This is a genomic window from Parabacteroides provencensis (genome assembly GCF_900232875.1).
Lineage (GTDB): Bacteria > Bacteroidota > Bacteroidia > Bacteroidales > Tannerellaceae > Parabacteroides > Parabacteroides chinchillae.
Window position 1 is genome coordinate 159,746 of record NZ_LT960489.1, and the last position, 18,785, is coordinate 178,530.

The 18,785-nt window shown below is 38.5% G+C and carries 12 protein-coding genes, 1 tRNA gene and 1 pseudogene; 3 read left to right on the forward strand and 11 right to left on the reverse strand.

The window, feature by feature from the left end:
* Positions 1–61 precede the first annotated feature (61 nt).
* On the reverse strand, positions 62–2,134 hold the full coding sequence (locus CTY47_RS07535; RefSeq protein WP_099464234.1) for an RNA degradosome polyphosphate kinase: 2,073 nt from the start codon (positions 2,132–2,134) through the stop codon (positions 62–64).
* A 58-nt stretch (positions 2,135–2,192) separates the two neighbouring features.
* On the opposite strand from CTY47_RS07535, the gene CTY47_RS07540 reads away from it, so the two are divergent.
* The gene (locus tag CTY47_RS07540) at positions 2,193–2,687 is read left to right on the forward strand and encodes a metallophosphoesterase family protein (protein ID WP_099464235.1); all 495 of its coding nucleotides are present in this window, start codon (positions 2,193–2,195) and stop codon (positions 2,685–2,687) included.
* 11 nt (positions 2,688–2,698) lie between these two features.
* On the opposite strand, the gene CTY47_RS07545 is transcribed toward CTY47_RS07540, so the two are convergent.
* Genes CTY47_RS07545 through CTY47_RS07555 form a run of 3 tightly spaced genes read right to left on the reverse strand, consistent with a single transcriptional unit; the run spans position 2,699 to position 6,907 of the window.
* On the reverse strand, positions 2,699–3,829 hold the full coding sequence (locus CTY47_RS07545; RefSeq protein WP_099464842.1) for an NUDIX hydrolase: 1,131 nt from the start codon (positions 3,827–3,829) through the stop codon (positions 2,699–2,701).
* Between the two features lie 58 nt (positions 3,830–3,887).
* Positions 3,888–4,733, reverse strand: a complete 846-nt coding sequence (lipA, locus tag CTY47_RS07550) for a lipoyl synthase (protein ID WP_099464236.1) — start codon at positions 4,731–4,733, stop codon at positions 3,888–3,890.
* Positions 4,733–6,907 carry a S9 family peptidase gene (locus CTY47_RS07555; RefSeq protein WP_099464237.1) on the reverse strand — a complete coding sequence of 725 codons (2,175 nt, stop codon included), beginning with the start codon at positions 6,905–6,907 and terminating at the stop codon, positions 4,733–4,735. Before CTY47_RS07555 ends, lipA begins: the two co-directional genes overlap by 1 nt.
* A 92-nt stretch (positions 6,908–6,999) precedes the next feature.
* Between CTY47_RS07555 and CTY47_RS07560 the strand changes: the two genes are divergently transcribed.
* Positions 7,000–7,932, forward strand: a complete 933-nt coding sequence (locus tag CTY47_RS07560) for a TIGR01212 family radical SAM protein (protein WP_099464238.1) — start codon at positions 7,000–7,002, stop codon at positions 7,930–7,932.
* Here the strand turns inward: CTY47_RS07560 and CTY47_RS07565 are convergent.
* A complete protein-coding gene (locus CTY47_RS07565; protein WP_099464239.1) occupies positions 7,922–8,413 on the reverse strand; it encodes a DUF4251 domain-containing protein in 492 nt (163 codons plus the stop codon). The two genes, CTY47_RS07560 and CTY47_RS07565, sit on opposite strands and share 11 nt — an antisense overlap.
* 152 nt (positions 8,414–8,565) lie before the next feature.
* Between CTY47_RS07565 and CTY47_RS07570 the strand changes: the two are divergent.
* Positions 8,566–11,304: pseudogene (locus CTY47_RS07570) on the forward strand (calcium-translocating P-type ATPase, PMCA-type); the annotation flags it as partial.
* 101 nt (positions 11,305–11,405) lie between these two features.
* Here the strand turns inward: CTY47_RS07570 and CTY47_RS07575 are convergent.
* The 6 genes from CTY47_RS07575 to CTY47_RS07600 all read right to left on the reverse strand — a co-directional run bounded on the left by CTY47_RS07575 (position 11,406) and on the right by CTY47_RS07600 (position 18,710).
* A tRNA-Thr gene (locus CTY47_RS07575) sits at positions 11,406–11,478 on the reverse strand.
* A 39-nt stretch (positions 11,479–11,517) separates the two neighbouring features.
* Positions 11,518–11,979 carry a hypothetical protein gene (locus CTY47_RS07580; protein WP_099464241.1) on the reverse strand — a complete coding sequence of 154 codons (462 nt, stop codon included), beginning with the start codon at positions 11,977–11,979 and terminating at the stop codon, positions 11,518–11,520.
* 66 nt (positions 11,980–12,045) lie between these two features.
* Entirely contained in the window at positions 12,046–13,017 is a 972-nt protein-coding gene (locus tag CTY47_RS07585) for a DUF6340 family protein (RefSeq protein ID WP_233202124.1), read from the reverse strand.
* Positions 13,018–13,091: 74 nt separating this feature from the next.
* Entirely contained in the window at positions 13,092–13,943 is an 852-nt protein-coding gene (locus tag CTY47_RS07590) for a sugar phosphate isomerase/epimerase family protein (RefSeq protein WP_099464242.1), read from the reverse strand.
* Positions 13,944–14,043: 100 nt separating this feature from the next.
* A complete protein-coding gene (locus CTY47_RS17080; RefSeq protein WP_199163409.1) occupies positions 14,044–16,047 on the reverse strand; it encodes a sensor histidine kinase in 2,004 nt (667 codons plus the stop codon).
* A gap of 41 nt (positions 16,048–16,088) precedes the next feature.
* Positions 16,089–18,710 carry a valine--tRNA ligase gene (locus CTY47_RS07600; RefSeq protein WP_099464243.1) on the reverse strand — a complete coding sequence of 874 codons (2,622 nt, stop codon included), beginning with the start codon at positions 18,708–18,710 and terminating at the stop codon, positions 16,089–16,091.
* Positions 18,711–18,785 lie beyond the last annotated feature (75 nt).

Sequence of the window (18,785 nt, forward strand, 5' to 3'; positions counted from 1 at the left end):
AAGTTTCCATTTTAACGCAGAAGAAGGCAGGGATTATTCAAAATAATCCTGCCTTTAATCATCATGATCTATTTTTCAAGTATTCATAAATAGCCAACTGCGCACGGACTTTATGCGGATTATCATCCCGTTTAAAGTTATTGCATAAATTTTCATCGATCCGGCAAGCCTTTACGTTATCACGCATCTGTATATTCAGAATATCTATTATTTCCTGCTTCAACTCCGGTACTAATATAGGGAAAGCTGTCTCAATACGGCGATTCAGGTTACGGCGCATCCAATCGGCAGAAGTCAAATATAAGTTTTCTTCTCCATCATTATAAAAATACCAAACTCTGGAATGCTCAAGAAACATATCGACAATACGGGTAATCCGGATATTACGGCTATACGGTTGATCTGGAACCAAACAGCAAATACCCCGAATAATCAAATCTATCTCTACACCATTCTCACTGGCCTTATATAATTCATTAATCATATTTTGATCATGAAGACCATTCATCTTCAATATGATACGACCTTTCCGGCCTTGCTTTACATGTTCTGTCTCTTGCTGAATCATACGGGTCAATTCCGATACCATATTAAAGCGGGCAACCAATAAATGCCGGAACACCGGTTCTGACGCATTACCTTCTAATATTGCAAACACTTTATTTATATCCTGTACTATTTCAGCTTTGGAAGTAAGCAATGCCATATCAGAATAGATTTTAGCTGTCTTCTCATTAAAATTGCCCGTACTTAGATAAGCAAAGTCTTTCCGCTTGCCTCCGTCTTCATTATCCTTACGTAGGATAACAGCTACTTTTGCATGTACCTTCAACCCCGGGATGCTATAAATAATACGAATGCCGGCCTGCTCCATACGTTCCGCCGTACTCATATTGTTTTCTTCATCAAAGCGGGCTTTCAATTCAACAAAGACCGTAACTTTTTTTCCATTCTGGGCAGCACTGATCAATGTATTGATAACAGCAGAGTTTTCTGCCACACGATATTGGGTAATCTTTATTTCCTCCACCTTCGGGTCAAAAGCTGCCTCCATTAAAAAACGTATCAGATAATCAAATGACTGATAAGGGAAGTGAAGTAATACATCTTTCTTTTTGACGACTTTAAACACAGACTCCATTTCGTCAAGAAAAGAAACACGCATCGGAACCGGTATTTGCTGCTCCAGCTCTTTTCCTTTCGGATTAGGCAGCTTTATTAAATCTTGTAGATTCAGATAACGACCTCCAACAACCAAATCGTCAGCAGTAATTCCAAAAGCTTCACAAACAAAAGCCAGGAAATCATCCGGCATCGCCCGATCATACATAAAACGGCTTAATGCTCCAATCTTCCGTTTCTTTACTTTTTCCCGGATATCTTTAACAATATTACCGCTTTTCTCATTATCCAAATAAATATCTGCGTCTCTTGATATTTTAATACTATAACAACTGTCAATTACATAACCAGGAAATACACTAGACAGGTTTGCACGTATAATATCATCAATAAACATAATATATGATTTTCCCTCATGTACTGGCAACTCTATAAAACGGGGAACTTTTGCATACGGAATCTTCATTAATGCATAATGGTATTCAGGGACATATCCGGGAGTAGATAAGCGCTTGCTTTTCTTCACCATACGGATCACAAGATAAAGACGGCGGTCACGTATAAAAGTTCGGATATCTCCCGCCTGAATCATTACCGGAGATAAAAAAGGGAAAATTTCCTCATTAAAAAAATTATGAACAAATTCTTCATGAAAAGATTCCGGTATACTGTCTTGATAAAGATAAATATTCTGTCTGTTAAGTTCCGGCAAGACTTTATCATAAAATATACGATAATATTCTCCTTGCTGCCGGTTTACCTCTTTCGTAATATCCGCTAAAACTTCCTCTGCCTCAGCACCGCTCTCTTCTGTATAATTCTTTTTCATAATAACACCACGGTGTTCGGCTACACGTATTTCGTAAAATTCTTCCAGGTTGGAAGAATAGATAGAAAGGAACTTAATCCGTTCATAAATAGGAAGAGCATCATCTTCTGCCTCCAACAAGACGCGGTAATTAAAAGATAACCAACTAATGTCCCGTTTAAAGTATTTATATGAATTCTCCATAATATTCTTATCTTAGGTGCGTAAATATAGATACTTTTGTCGGATAAAAGAAATTGTTATGCTTAAAGTTGGACTTCTTTCAGATACGCATGGATACTGGGATGACAAGTATTCGGAATACTTTAAAACGTGTGATGAAATATGGCATGCAGGCGATATAGGTTCAGATATACTGGCCTCCAAACTTGCCTTACTAAAACCATTGAGAGCTGTTTTTGGCAATATAGACGGACAATCAACACGTTTGCAATATCCCAAAGTTGCCCATTTCAATGCAGAAGGGATGAATGTAATGATGACACATATCGGCGGATATCCGGGACGCTATAATCCTGAAATTCGACAAGAACTATATGACACACGCCCCAACCTGTTTATTGCAGGTCATTCGCATATATTAAAGGTGGTATTCGATAAAAATCTGAATTGCTTATATATAAATCCCGGAGCAGCGGGAAAGAGTGGATTTCATCAAGTCAGAACATTAGTCCGTTTTATGATAGAAGACAAAGCGATCAAAGATCTTGAAGTTATTGAATTAGGACACAGATAAAAGAAAAAGTTCTACTGTTTTACAGGATTTTCGCAACAAAAACGTTCTGCCAGCAAAACGGTATTCTGTAAATAGGGAAATTCTTTTTCAAAGGCTTCACTAAATACACCCTTATTCATATTCTCCTCAATCTGTTTCGTAGTCCACAATTTACCTTCTCGTTTTTTACACATTTTTAATTGATCTTCTTTGCGAAGACACACCACATACAATGAAACAAGATGTTTTACTTTTTCATTTTCAAATGTATAACGGATTAAAAAACGAGGAGTTATACCTTCCTCTTTACCTAAACTACCAAGAGTTTCTTTAACTGTATTTTCTATGCTATGCCTGAACAACACATAACTATAATATGGATAGTCAAACATATTCGGAGAAATAAAAGCCTCGTGACTTCTCTTTGCCAAATACAACATTCCGTCATAGATAACTGCTATACGGACAACCGGATGATAATATTTTTTTGATAAAGCACGGCTTACCGACCTGGCAATACAACCTATTACTTTACCTTTTTCGTTCAATACAGGTAGCCACATTTCTTTCTTCAGGCTTCCTCTCATCAAAGACAAACGAATCTGTTCATAAAGAATAACACATACGCCGATAATCAAGCCTAATTCTCTATATAAAAAACGTTCTGTACGCACACTTTGTATCGAATCCGGAAGAATGCTATAAAGCAAGATAATAAATAAATGTAGTGTATAGAAATTCTGGACAATCTGGGATACAAAATAAAATTCATTTAAAGTTGTACGAAGTAATGTCCGTTTATAAGTCGGTTTTTTAGAATCCCTGATTTTTTGTAAAATTGTACGTTTTGAAAAGCCCACTATAGTGAGAACTACAACCAATATAACTTCTGTAATGAGAGGTGAATAGACATATAAAACAGGCTCCAGCTTCAAACAAAGAAAAACAGAAAACAATACTAGTGTAGCAGCAGAAGGCAATAATAAAAACTGGTAAACACGCTCTTTTATCAGCACTTGGAAAAGAAAGATACAAACGAAACAAAAAGTAATACCTATTATAAAGGATAATAAATAAGAAAAATAATTATCCAGAAACATAAATAGCAATAGAGGCAATAATCCTATTGCCTGATTATCCAACCCTTTCTTTACTTTATTCATTCTCCCCCCTTTCATCCGCTTTATAATAAAACAACCAACATTCACAAAAGTTCATCAATTAAATATGCTTTTCCGCATGATAAGATGAACGTACAAGCGGAGCGCTCTCCACTTTATTAAAACCTTTTTTTAATGCTGTCAATCTATAAGATTCAAAGTGTTCAGGGGTTATATACTCTACAACAGAAATATTCTTTCTCGAGGGTTGAAGATATTGTCCGATGGTCAGTACTGAGACACCGGCTTTTAACACATCATCCATTAACTCATACACTTCTTCAGAGCTTTCTCCCAATCCAACCATAATACCTGTTTTGGTTGTTATCCCGCTCTTTGCAATATGGGATAATACGGCTAAACTCACATCATATTTTGCGGCGCTACGCACTAACGGAGATATTCTCCGCACTGTTTCCATATTATGCGAAATAATTTCAGGAGCAGCATTAACCACCATATCCACCAATTCAAGATTTCCCTGAAAATCGGGAATGAGAACCTCCACTGTAGTTTCAGGATTAATCTCTTTAATCTTACGAATCGTATTCACCCAATGCTTTGCACCCAAGTCTGACAAATCATCACGGTCTACCGAGGTGATAACCGCATGCTTCAACCCCATCAGACGGATACTTTCGGCTACATTCTCAGGTTCCTTCAAATCCAAAGGTAAAGGTTTACCTGTTAACGTATTACAAAACCTGCACGAACGCGTACATATTTCGCCGCCAATCATAAAGGTAGCAGTTCCTCTGCTCCAGCATTCACCCATATTCGGACATTTACCACTAGTACAGATTGTATGTAAACAATGAGATTCTACTATGTTTTTTGTCTTTGTGAATTGGTCGTTTCCTCCGAGCCGGATTTTCAACCAATCCGGCTTCCTCAAATGTTCTGCCATTACAAGTTATCAAATAAATAATTAGACATTTTGGTATACAAATGATAACGTGTATTACCACCAATGATGCTATGATTCCGGTCTTTATACACGTGCATATCAAACTGTTTACCAGCTTGCACCAATGCTTCGGCATATTCCATTGTTTGCATAAAGTGAACATTATCATCTGCAGTTCCGTGTATCAATAATAATTTTCCCTGCAAATCTTTTGCTTTACGAAGCGGAGAGGTCGCCGCATAGCCTTCAAAGTTCTCATTAGGGGTACGCATGAAACGTTCCGTATACACAGAATCATAATATTTCCAGTCTGTAGGAGGAGCTACAGCAATACCCACCTTAAAAGTTCCGTTGCCGATACTCAAAGCCATCAACGTATTATAGCCGCCAAAACTCCAGCCCCAGATAGACATTCTATTTTTATCTATATAAGGAAGTTTACCCAATGCCTGGGCAGCTTCGACCTGATCATGAGATTCGATATCTCCCATACGTAAATATGTACATTTGCGGAATGCTTCCCCGCGGGCACCAGTCCCGCGACCATCAACACAAACCACAACAATGCCTTTGCTTGCCAGATAATACTCCCAGTCAAAACTATATTGATCTAGTACTTGTTGAGAGTTCGGGCCACTATATTGTGTCATCATTACCGGATATTTCTTTGAAGAATCAAAATTGGCAGGTTTCACAATCCAAGCATTTAAGTCATAGCCAGATGCCGTATGTACTGTCATAAACTCCTTCCGGGCAAATGAATATTCAGAAAGTTTATTCTTTAAGGCCATATTATCCTGTAACACGCGTAACGTTTTTTTTGTTTTAGTTTCGTTTACCGTGATCTTTGCCGGAGTATTGGCATTTGAATAATTATTTACATAGTAAGCAAAATTATCGCTAAACGTAGCATTATTCGTTCCTTCCTCTGTAGAGAGTTTAGTCTTCGCCCCTTTTGCATCTATCTTATAAACAGAACGGCGAATCGGGCTTTCTTCTGCCGATTGGTAATAAACAGTCTTCGTTGCTTCATCTATCCCCAGGAATTTAGTAACATCCCAATTACCTTTCGTTACCTGGCGTTGCATAACACCTGTCGGCGAATAGAGATAAATATGATTATAGCCATCTTGTTCGCTGACATATACAAAACCATCTTTCATAAACTGGATAGATGTCATCAGATCCGAATCAATATAGCTTTTATTATCCTCGCGAAGAACCAAACGTGAAACGCCGCTCTTCGGGTTAATATAATACATATTAAAAGCATTCTGCCAACGATTCAATGTCATAACAGCCAACTGGTCAGGATTATTGGTAAAGACGATCCGTGGAATATAAATATCCCCGTCACCCGGCACTTTCAGCGTTTTAATATCTTTCGTTTCAATACTATATGAATGAACACTTACTTTTGAATTCTTCTGTCCGGCTTTCGGGTATTTATAATTATAATAGCCCGGATATAGTCCGTCTCCATACATCTGCATAGAATATTCCGGAACTTCCGATTCATCAAAGCGAACATATGCCAAATATTCACTATCAGGAGACCAAGCCATCAGATTCGTTACAGCAAACTCTTCTTCATATACCCAGTCTGTGATACCATTCAATATTTTATTTAATTCACCATCTTTCGTTACCTGTACTTCCGTATCATAGTCAAACTTTCTCAACCAGATATTATTATCACGTACATAAGCACACATACGGCCGTCAGGAGAAAAAGTCGGGATCATTTGTTTACTGGCAGACTCCGTAAGAGGTTTCAAATAATTACGACGGACATCATAATCATAAACAACAGCTTTAGAAGAACGACGGTATATAGGTTCTGTTTCACGCCAGACCAAAATATGATGTCCGGTGTTACTGATCGTATATCCGTCAAAATCTACAAACGTACATTCACGGGCTTTACCGGTGTCAAACAGAGTGTCTACCGGATTACCTGTACGGTAAGAATATTTAATGATCATACTCTTATCTTTACTCATTGCCGTATAGTGTTCGCCATCCGGCAATGAACGCATTTCACCAATATTCGTAACCTGACGGAACTTTCCATCCGTTATCTCTTTCAAACCTAACTGCTTACTTCCATTCTGAGCAAAAGCACTTCCCATTGCTACCAATGAGAGCAATATACAAAGACTTATTCTTTTCATTATCTATTTATAGTAGTATTGTTGTACTTTAAATTAAGTTGCAAAGTTAACATAAAAGCAATGAATAAGAAGTTTTTATATATCTTTGCTGTGTGAAAAATACTAAACCATATAATGAATTCGGAGACTTTTTAAAGGAAATATTCCCTTATAAAGTACAAAAAATATCTATTAACGCCGGATTCACCTGTCCAAACAGGGACGGGTTAAAGGGCTTTGGCGGTTGCACATACTGCAACAACCAGACTTTCAGCCCAGAATACTGTCATACTGAAAAAAGTGTCACCGTACAACTTGAAGAAGGCATACGTTTCTTCTCCCGTAAATATCCGGACATGAAATATCTTGCCTATTTCCAAGCCTACACTAATACGTATGACGAAACGGAAATATTGATCAGGAAGTATGAAGAAGCCCTGAGCTATCCCGGAGTGGAAGGTATTATTATCGGTACACGTCCTGACTGTATGCCAGACACATTACTGGAATACTTTGCCAAGCTATCCACCCGCAAATTCGTTATGATAGAATATGGAGTAGAAAGCACATTGGATAAGACCTTGTTACACATTAATCGCGGACATACATATTCGGAATCGGAAGAAACGATTCGACGTACAGCCGGCATGGGCATCTATACGGGAGTACATCTTATTTTAGGATTGCCCGGAGAAAGCAGAGAAGAAATATTGCATCATGCCGATATTTTATCTGCACTGCCCATTACCACATTAAAGCTGCATCAATTACAACTAATCCGCAACACGCGCATGGCTAAAGAGTATGCAGAGCATCCCGACTTATTTCATCTGTACACGGTTGACGAATACATCGAATTGGTAATCGACTTTATTGAACGGTTAAACCCCTCTATTGTAGTAGAGAGGTTCGTATCTCAGTCTCCCAAAGAACTGCTTATTGCACCCGATTGGGGAGTAAAGAACTTTGAATTCACAGCCAAAGTAAACAAACGAATTGCCGAACGAAACACTTGGCAAGGCCGTTTGATCTCTACTATTTCATAGATGCAACTTCTCCATAGAATGTAATGCTCTGCTTATTGACCGGTACTACATTAATGGTTGATGAACCGTTAGGGTAAATTTGCACATTGAAAGTATAGTTATCTTCATCTGTACGAACTTTAAATTTTATCTGTGCATCTCCCTTCTTTTTATAAGTTACTTTGTATTCGCTCAAGGGTTTCTCAAAACGCAACCCGTTTCCTCCACCATAAGGAACAGAGTAAGCCTGTCCAAAATAGGGGAGATAAGAAATCACTGAATCTCCTTTCACCTCTAATGAATAAGAAGAAGTTAGATTAACTGATCTTCCACTCATTGGAATAGCACGGTTTACATCTATTTTGAAATGACCCTTGTCAATCATTTCTTTCACCTGTAACTCTTTTTGCTCCTTTTTCTCTTTATTACTTTGAGCAAAAAGGGATTGCCCACCAATTAACAGGACAATCCCCAGCAAGAAAACTAACCTAACATTCTTCATAACCTTAAACACTAAACACCACTAGCTTTTATATATAAGACAATTAGTCAGACCAAAAGGTTTAATTAACAGATATAAAATAACTTAATAATAATCTAAAAAAGGAGATTATGAGTATTGGCAAATAAACACCTTGTGTAAGTTCGACAACTTTATCTATCTTTATCGCCATAAAAGCAATAAATAGTATTATAAATTATATGGAGCAAAAACATCAGTACCGGGGTTTAACTAAACAAGAAGTTGAAGAAAGCAGACAGCTGCATGGAGAGAACATATTAACACCTCCTGAAAAAGCTTCACTATGGAGCCAGTTTTTAGAAAAGTTTGACGACCCCATCATCAAAATCTTACTTGTAGCTTGGATACTTTCCATGATTATCGCCGGAGTACACTGCTGGGGGCCGGAGGCTAAAGGTTTTACTGCTTTTTTAGAACCAATAGGAATCTTTTTCGCTATCATGCTTGCCAGTTGCGTAGGGTTCTTCTTTGAAATGAAAGCAAACAAGGCATTTGATATTTTAAATACGGTTAATGACGATACTTTGGTAAAGGCCATCCGTGACGGAAACATATGCCAGATATCCAAAAAAGAGGTTGTAGTAGGCGACATCATTGTACTGGAGACAGGAGAAGAAGTACCAGCCGACGGAAACCTGCTGGAAGCTATTTCACTTCAAATAAATGAGTCGACCCTAACAGGCGAACCAATTATCAGCAAAACAACCAATGAAGCCGATTTTGACCACGAAGCCACCTATCCGTCCAATGCCGTTATGCGTGGAACTACCGTTGTAGACGGACACGGAATAATGAAAGTAGAAAAAGTAGGAGATGCCACCGGATATGGCAAAGTATATGAAGGATCACAAATAGAAAGCGGTGTAGAAACGCCTCTGCAAACGCAATTAGCCGGTTTAGCCAAAGTAATCAGCAAAGCCGGTTATTCTATAGCCGCCCTCACCTTTATTGCTTTATTGGCTAAGTTACTTCTTTCATCATCCGGCATGCCGGTTATGGATCTGATAGCCCATATTCTGAACATTTTTATGGTAGCCGTTACGTTAATCGTAGTTTCAGTACCGGAAGGTTTGCCAATGAGTGTTACCTTAAGTCTCGCATTGAGTATGAACCGAATGCTCAAGACAAACAATCTTGTCCGCAAAATGCACGCATGCGAAACGATGGGAGCAACTACTGTTATCTGTACGGACAAAACCGGTACATTAACGCAAAACCAGATGCAAGTACATCAAACTAATTTCTATAATTTGAAAGGCCAGAAACTTGAAGACAATGAGATTAGCAATTTAATAAAAGAAGGTATCTCTGTAAACTCTACTGCCTATCTGGATTTCTCGGACAACGATAAAGTTAAAACACTAGGTAATCCAACTGAAGCCGCTCTGCTTCTATGGTTAAACAGTCAACAGCAAAACTATCTGGACTTAAGAGAAAATGCAGCCGTAATAGAGCAACTGACCTTCTCTACGGAGAGAAAATATATGGCTACTGTCGTAAAATCACCTTTGCTCAACAAGACAATATTGTATGTAAAAGGCGCTCCTGAAATAGTGTTGGCCAACTGTCAGCGTGTCGCAACCGACGGAACGTTTAAGCCGGTTGAAGATTGTAAAGCCAACATAGAAACGCAACTGCTGAATTATCAAAACCAAGCCATGCGTACACTGGGATTCGCTTATCAGGTATTAGACGACAAACAGGAAACATCCGTTTTTGCAAATGGCAAACTTCATAATGCAGATCTTACTTTCTTAGGAATCGTAGCTATCTCCGATCCTGTCCGTTCGGATGTTCCGGCAGCTGTGCAAAGTTGTCTTAACGCGGGCATTGACGTTAAGATCGTTACCGGAGATACGCCGGGAACCGCAAAAGAAATCGGAAGGCAAATAGGCACATGGCAAACAAACGACACCGAACACAATATTATTACCGGACCTAATTTTGAAGCGTTAAGTGATGATGAAGCACTTAATCGTGTTTTAGACCTCAAAATCATGTGCCGCGCCCGCCCTACAGACAAACAACGTCTTGTTCAGTTGCTTCAACAAAAGGGAGCAGTAGTGGCAGTCACCGGAGACGGAACCAATGACGCTCCTGCACTAAAAGCAGCCCAGGTAGGTTTGTCCATGGGAGACGGAACATCCGTAGCCAAAGAAGCCAGCGATATCACTATCTTAGACAATTCCTTTGGCAGTATCACCCGTGCCGTTATGTGGGGGCGTTCTCTATACCGTAATATACAAAAGTTCCTGTTATTCCAGTTAACGATTAACGTGGCAGCCTGCCTAATCGTTTTACTAGGTTCGTTGCTTGGCACCGAATCTCCATTAACCATTACACAAATGTTGTGGGTTAATCTTATTATGGACACATTCGCAGCAGGAGCTTTAGCATCTTTGCCTCCCAACGAAAAGGTAATGCAAGACAAACCACGTAAAAGCGGAAAAGGAGGAGATTTCATCATTACCCGTTCAATGGCCTACAACATTTTTGGGGTCGGTATCTCTTTCGTCATCATCCTGATAGGACTGCTTTTATACTTCCATGCAGAAGATGGATTAACGCCTCATGATTTATCATGGTTCTTCAGTTTCTTCGTTATGCTGCAATTCTGGAATATGTTTAATGCTAAAGCATTCATGGAAGGCACCTCTGCTTTTGCCAATCTGAAAGAAAGTAAAAGCTTTTTATTTGTTGCTCTGATTATCGTTATAGGGCAATATCTGATCGTTACTTTCGGTGGAAAAATGTTTAGTGTCATACCTCTTTCATGGAAAGATTGGGCAATTATTATCGGTTCCAGTTCATTTGTCCTATGGATCGGAGAAGCATGTCGCTTCATTCAGAGCCTCCTCAAAAAGAAGTAGGCGTATTTCTACAAAAAGGTAGGCAACTAAAATGAAAAAGGTAGGCAACTTTTTACAATTAGTTGCCTACCTTTTTTATGTTCTAAATCATACAAATTATGAGCCGAAAGCCGGACTTGAACCGGCGACCTACGCATTACGAATGCGTTGCTCTACCAACTGAGCTATTTCGGCAATGTTCTTGTTTTTATTTCGGGCACAAAGGTAAAAAGTCTAATCGACATCTGAAAGAAGTTTTGCTAAAAAATCGTCCAGATCTGCATCTAAATCTTTCAACAGAGGATCGTCTAAACGAAGTGTTTCATCGTCAAGGAACAGAAGTTCTTCTATCACAACAAAATCTTCATCCGTTAAACTGATAGATAATGGTTTCATAAAGCGGGGATGATTAAACATATCCTTTGTGGACAAAATAGTCAATACCGCTTTCACAGATGCAGCTACCCGCTTATTGAACACATCCTCCTCTTCCGTATTATTCACCCAATCGAAAATTACAATTTTCTCTATCAGATGTTCTTCATCATCATATATCTGCAACTCTCCGCTTTCTGCATCTGCCTGCACATACAAGTCACTGATAAAACTCCCCGACTCATCTTTTGCAAGCTTATTAATCGCAGTTGAAAACGCAGACTCTATAACAGATTGTATCTTTGCATTATTTGAATTCATAATCTTTATTTATTCTTCTTATTCGAAAGCCTTGCCAAAAGTAATAATAATTCGGATAATATCCGGTTAATCTTCCCCAAATTGCATATTTAGTTTTTTATCCGAACGTACACGGTCCTGCAATGCCCCAACATATATTTTCAACAACTTAGTGTTTGCGTTATCATCGCCTACGTTTTTTTTAAACAAATCATACGATTTGGTAGCCCATTCCTGTGCAACTTCCAGCTTTCCTTCCATCTCATAACACAAGGCTAAATTAGAAGCAGATTTCGCCTGCCCTTTCCAATCCTTTGCATTCTTATAGATTGAGTTCCAACGTTCAACAGCATAATCCCACTTTTGCCCGGAAGTATAAGCAGCCGCTTCCTTCCAACGCGACCCCATTCCGTTATAATACCAACGGGATTCATTAACCCAGTGAGGCACAAAGTTTATATATACTTTTGCACCTATATATTGTCCTGCCGTTCGCAAGGCCGTGTTAGCATCAGGCAATACATATTTCAGTATCGACAAGTTATCCGCACTTTCATTCCAGAAAATACTATCATTTATAAATACCGTAGCCAACGGATTGGAACGCCCCGGCAAATAACAACGTACAACTCCGCCAATTTCAACTTTAATATTCCCCATCAGATATCCTTCGGGAAAGGCAAAAACATCTTTTTCCATATTAAACAACAAGCGATCAAAGGAAATAACAGCTCCTGCCCCGGTCTCTTCACACAGGGAGACAATTTGTTCCGGAAGCAATTTAACATCGGAATAATATATACTATCATTACGTGTGGCATGATGGTAAAGAAGTACATCATCAAAATAATCAGCCTCAACAATAGACTTTCCCAATGAACGGCAGGCATCAAACAAAGCACTGTCTGCCAAAGCCCTGCAAGTATCCTGCTTTGTTCCCATCAAAGTATATTCATACCCAACGTCTGCCGGTTGTGGCAGTGCATTATTCACAATCAAGACTTTCGTCACACTTTCGGGAAAAGTAACTTCCGAAGGGTTATATGTTTGTATATCCATATAGCTTATTGGGCTACAGGCATAACAAAAGAAAACAATCAGCAAATAAAATATATTTCTCATTTTTCTATATATCATGATAAATCACACACTGCCTTAAAATATCCAATAGATTCCGCTATACCAAGAAACGGATCTTTCATATCCTTTTCATATTCCAAACTGCACATCCCCGTATAGTTGACTTCGCGCATCATTCGTACCAACGCTGGAAAATCAATTTTCCCCCGGCCTATCTCTATACCAACTCCGGCTTTAGATGCTTCCGTCACATCTTTTATATGCATGTCGAACACCCGGGTATGATATTTTTTAAGATCTGCTACCGGGTCACAACCATTGCGTAAGTCATGCCCAACATCCAGACACATGCCGATACGTGAATCCAATTCTTTCGTATGTTCCCAAACATCAGTAGCATCAGGATATGTTTTTATGTCAGGCCCATGCAAATGAATGGCATAATTCATATCATATTCTTTTACCTTCTTGTCAACATAGGGCAATAAATCATAATCGGGAACTCCTACAATTGTTTTTACTCCTACCCGTTCAGCATATTCAAAAGCACGATCAATTTCATCTTCGCTTTTCATATAAATGGGTCCAACGGCATATCCTGTTACTTTATGAGCAGCACACTTACGATGAAAAGCCTGTATTTCTTCATTCGTACTATCCAATGGCAAATGAAAATCTTTAATACAAAGGTAATGCACATCTAACCGTTCCAACACCTTTAAAGTTGTGTCCAAATCAAAATTGACAAAAGTATAGCCAGCCATACCTAACTGAAAAGGATTTACAGCTTTAGACGCTCTCCGAATATTATAACCCGGAGTTCGGGCATTTGCCACAGATGCTGTTCCACATAACAGTATACTTGCTGCTCCTTGTTTAAAAAATGTCCGTCTTGAATATTTCATGGTTTAAACTTTATATAAAAGCGATTTTACACTGAGACTTAATCTCCACTTATTTTATATTTGAAACAAATATAACTTTTTTCCGGATGTTTTGTTGCATTTATGAATCATTATCAGAGTCGGAATTTCTCAATGGTAATACCACATAGAATACAGATCCTTCCCCTATTCTTGAGGTTACGTCTATACTCCCTCCCATCTTTTCTATCAATCCTTTACAAATAGCAAGTCCTAAGCCAACCCCTTTACTCCAATCATTTAATTGGACGAAACGTGAAAAAATACGTTTTTGTTGTTCCTCCGGAATACCTTCGCCTGTATCTTGAACAAAGAAGCGGACATTCGAATCAATCAGGGTATAACCAAAACGGATAAATCCCTGCCGGGTATGTTTTATTGCATTCGTCAGAAGATTTGTTAAGATTTGGGTTAACCGATTACGATCTGTTTCCATAATAGCCGGAAAACATTCTTCTAACTTTAGTTCAACATGTTCCGGCATACGCAATAAAATAACGCTGTATATTTCTTTCATTAATGAAGGTAAATCTTGTTCTGCATATATGAAAGTCATCGAATTCGATTCAATTTTGGAGATATCAAGAACGTCTGCTATTAACCGTTGTAGTAGTTCATTGTTGTTTTGTATAATTTCAGCCAGCTTCTCACGGACTTCACGGTTTTCTTCATCTATCAGAACCTGAGAAAAACCCACAATTGCATTCAGAGGCGTACGTATCTCGTGATTCATGTTTGCCAGAAAAGCAGACTTCAGACGATCCGCTTCTTCTGCCTTTTCTTTAGCAACCTTCAACTGCAATCCATATTTATGACGAGAATAAGCTATAAAAAACAATAAACAACATATCACAACAAGAAGTATCAACCCTCCTCCCATAATCAACATATGAGAATGGATTTTTGAAGTTTCAAGCTCCATCTGTTTTGTCTTCAACTCCAATTTGTCCATATCATGTTGTGTTTTTAGCTTAGCCAAATCATTATAAAAAGAAACTTTCTGAATAGAATCCTTTTTCAAAATCAATGAACGATAAATTTTTGCAGCATCACAGGTTTCCCCTTTTAAATTATAAAGATCAGCATTTTTAAACATCATCTTCATTACAAAATCAGTCAAATTCTGCCGTTCATAATATGACATTAACTCATCATTCAATTTTATAGCTAGGTCATATTTACCAATCAATTCATAATACAATGATTTTATTTGTAAAATAACCCTATCTTCACGACGGAGTTTTTCTCTATTTACAATTTTCTCGGCTTCCGTCAAATGCAATAAAGCTACATCCGGTTCTTTCAGTCCAATTGCAATGGTAGCATACGAGCGATGATAGAAATACTGAATCATATATAATGGGTTCTCAGCATCCACACGCTCCACTCCTTTTTCTTTACATTCTTCTATGTAAGTATTCAGTTTATCAAGATAATAAATTTTCTTTTTATTGCTTATCGAACTATTCTGCAAATGACGTATAATGGTAATACGTTTTATTAGAGGAGACTCCTTCTTCTCCATAGCCTGAAAGATTTCTTCATAAAGAGCTTCTCCTTCCTCCGTCAGCCCCTCTCTCAAATAATAATCGGCTAATGCCTGATTAGCCATGTCTTCCCCATCAGGAAAATTATGTTTCTTCGCAAAATCTTTTAAAGCATTAATAGCCGGAATCACTTTTTCTTTCTGGCCGCCACGAGTATAGCTGTAAATGTTCCATCCCTGCATACGGCATATTTCTTCCAAACGATTATCACGAAGCAAAACCGGTTCAGCTCTCTCCATAATAATACGCATACTATCGGCATTCTTCGCATAATAGTACATTGCCTGCAAGAACAAGGCACTTCCTATATAGTAGTTATTACGTTGCTTTTCAGCTTCCTTTAATAATAAGCTGGAATAAATTTCATAAGAGTCATTACGAAAACTCTCATTGGCCAGGTCATAAATCTTTTTCAATTTACAACTGTCCGGTAGTTTTTTCAGTTCAATAATCAGACTGTCTATATCAGCACCTGATTGTGCTGACATAGGCATCTGCATCGTAATCAAAATAAGAATTAAAGTTACTACATACTTCATTACAGAGTTTGTTGTAGCAGATAGTTACATCTATTTCTCATCTATTTCTGCAAAGCAGCAATGCTCTCTTCAATAGATTTAATTTTACTTTCCGCATCGGCCTGCTTCTTTTTCTCCATGTCAATCACCTTAGCCGGAGCCTTGTTTACAAAACTTTCATTAGCAAGTTTCTTCATAACCGAGGCAAGGAATCCTTGCTGATATTTCAACTCATCCTTAAGTTTTGCAAGTTCTTCGTCTACATTAATCATACTTCCCAACGGGACAGCATATTCGGTTGTGCGTACCAGGAAAGATACTGCGCCTGCTGTTTTCTCATCCACATTTGCTATAGCAGATAAATTACACATCTTGGCAATAACCGGATTAAATGTATCCTGGTGTTCTCCTAAAACCTGTAGCTCAAGAGTATCTTTATTCGGTATGCTCTTTTGCAAACGTATAGTACGAACACCACCCACAATTTCTTTTACAATTTCAAATGCATCTAAATAAGAGTTATCAACAGATGCCACTTCCGGCATCTGCGCAACCATTATACTTTCATGCTCTTTTCGAGGTTCGAGCGCCTGCCATAACTCCTCAGTAATGAATGGCATAAACGGATGAAGCAAGCGTAACAGAGAATCAAAGAAACCGAGTGTTGATAAGTAGGTAGACTTATCAACAGGTTGTTGATAACCTGGCTTAACCATCTCCAAATACCAGGAAGAAAACTCATCCCAGAATAATTTATATACAGCCATCATTGCTTCGCTCAGGCGATACTTATTGAAAGAATCATCTACTTCTGCAATAGTCTTGTCGAGCTGCATTTTAAACCACTTTACAGCAATAGCGGAAGCTTCCGGCTGTTCTATTGTTTCATCTACCGTCCAACCTTTTACCAAGCGGAAGGCATTCCATATTTTATTATTAAAGTTACGTCCTTGTTCGCACAATGCATCATCAAAAGGAATATCATTTCCGGCAGGGGCAGCCATCATTAGCCCCATACGTACACCGTCAGCCCCGTACTGTTCTATCAACATTAAAGGGTCGGGGGAGTTTCCTAATGATTTAGACATTTTGCGTCCTTGTTTGTCTCTAACAATACCAGTAAAATAAACATTCTTAAATGGCATGGCATTACGATATTCATAACCTGCCATAATCATACGTGCCACCCAAAAGAAGATAATATCCGGCCCTGTTACCAAATCGCTTGTCGGATAATAATAATTGATTTCTTCATTATCCGGATTATTAATTCCATCGAACAATGAGATAGGCCATAACCACGACGAGAACCAAGTATCAAGGCAATCTTCATCCTGACGCAGGTCTGCCATAGTCAAATTATGATTTCCGGTTTTTTCTTTCGCCAGTTCCAATGCTTTATCGGCAGTTTCTGCAACAACAAAACCACCCTCCGGCAAGAAGTAAGCAGGAATACGGTGTCCCCACCAAAGCTGACGGCTGATACACCAGTCTTTGATGTTTTCCATCCAATAACGGTACGTATTCTTGAACTTAGGAGGATAAAATTTAATATCATCCTTCATTACCGGTTCCAACGCTATTTGTGCCAGATGTTCCATCTTTAAGAACCATTGCATTGACAATTTCGGTTCTATAGCAACACTTGTACGTTCCGAATAACCGACTTTATTTTCATAAGCCTCAACTTTTTCTAGTAAATTGGCTTTTTCAAGGTCTTTTGCAATCTGTTCACGTACATCAAAACGATCCATACCGACATACAAACCGGCAGCTTCGCTGATTGTACCGTTATCATTAAAAATATCGATAGAAGGCAAATTATATTTTTCGCCTAACATATAGTCATTTACATCATGAGCAGGAGTTACTTTTAAACAACCTGTGCCAAACTCGATATCCACATAATCATCTTCGATAACCGGAATCACCCGGTTTACCAATGGTACAATAACTTTCTTTCCTCTCAAATGCTGGTTTTTAGGGTCGTTCGGATTAATACACATAGCCGTATCACCCATAATCGTTTCGGGGCGAGTTGTTGCAACAACGGCATATCCGTCTTCTCCTTCTATTTTATACCGTAAATAAAACAAACGGCTGTGCTCTTCCTTATAAATAACCTCTTCATCCGACAAAGCAGTAAGTGCTTTCGGGTCCCAGTTTACCATACGTACACCACGATAAATAAGCCCCTTAGCATATAAGTCTACGAACACTTTCAAAACACTTTCGGAGCGTTTTTCGTCCATTGTAAAAGCTGTACGATCCCAGTCGCATGAAGCACCCAGCTTACGTAACTGTTTCAGAATAATACCACCATGCTCTTCTTTCCATTCCCAGGCGTGCTTCAAAAATTCATCACGCGTCAGATCTGTTTTTTTTATACCTTCCTGAGCTAATTTATTAACCACTTTTGCTTCTGTAGCAATAGAAGCATGGTCGGTACCCGGAACCCAGCAAGCATTTTTCCCCATCATACGGGCGCGACGAACTAAAATATCCTGAATGGTATTATTAAGCATGTGTCCCATATGCAATACACCCGTGACATTAGGAGGCGGGATAACAATTGTATACGGCTCTCGACCGTCCGGTTTAGACTTGAAATAACCATTATCCAACCAATATTGATACCACTTTCCTTCAACCTCTGCAGGGTTATACTTACTTGCAATTTCCATATTTTATATTCTTTCTTATTCTAATTTGTTTGCAAAAATACAAAAAAATAAGACAGTTAATTAGTTTATCAACCT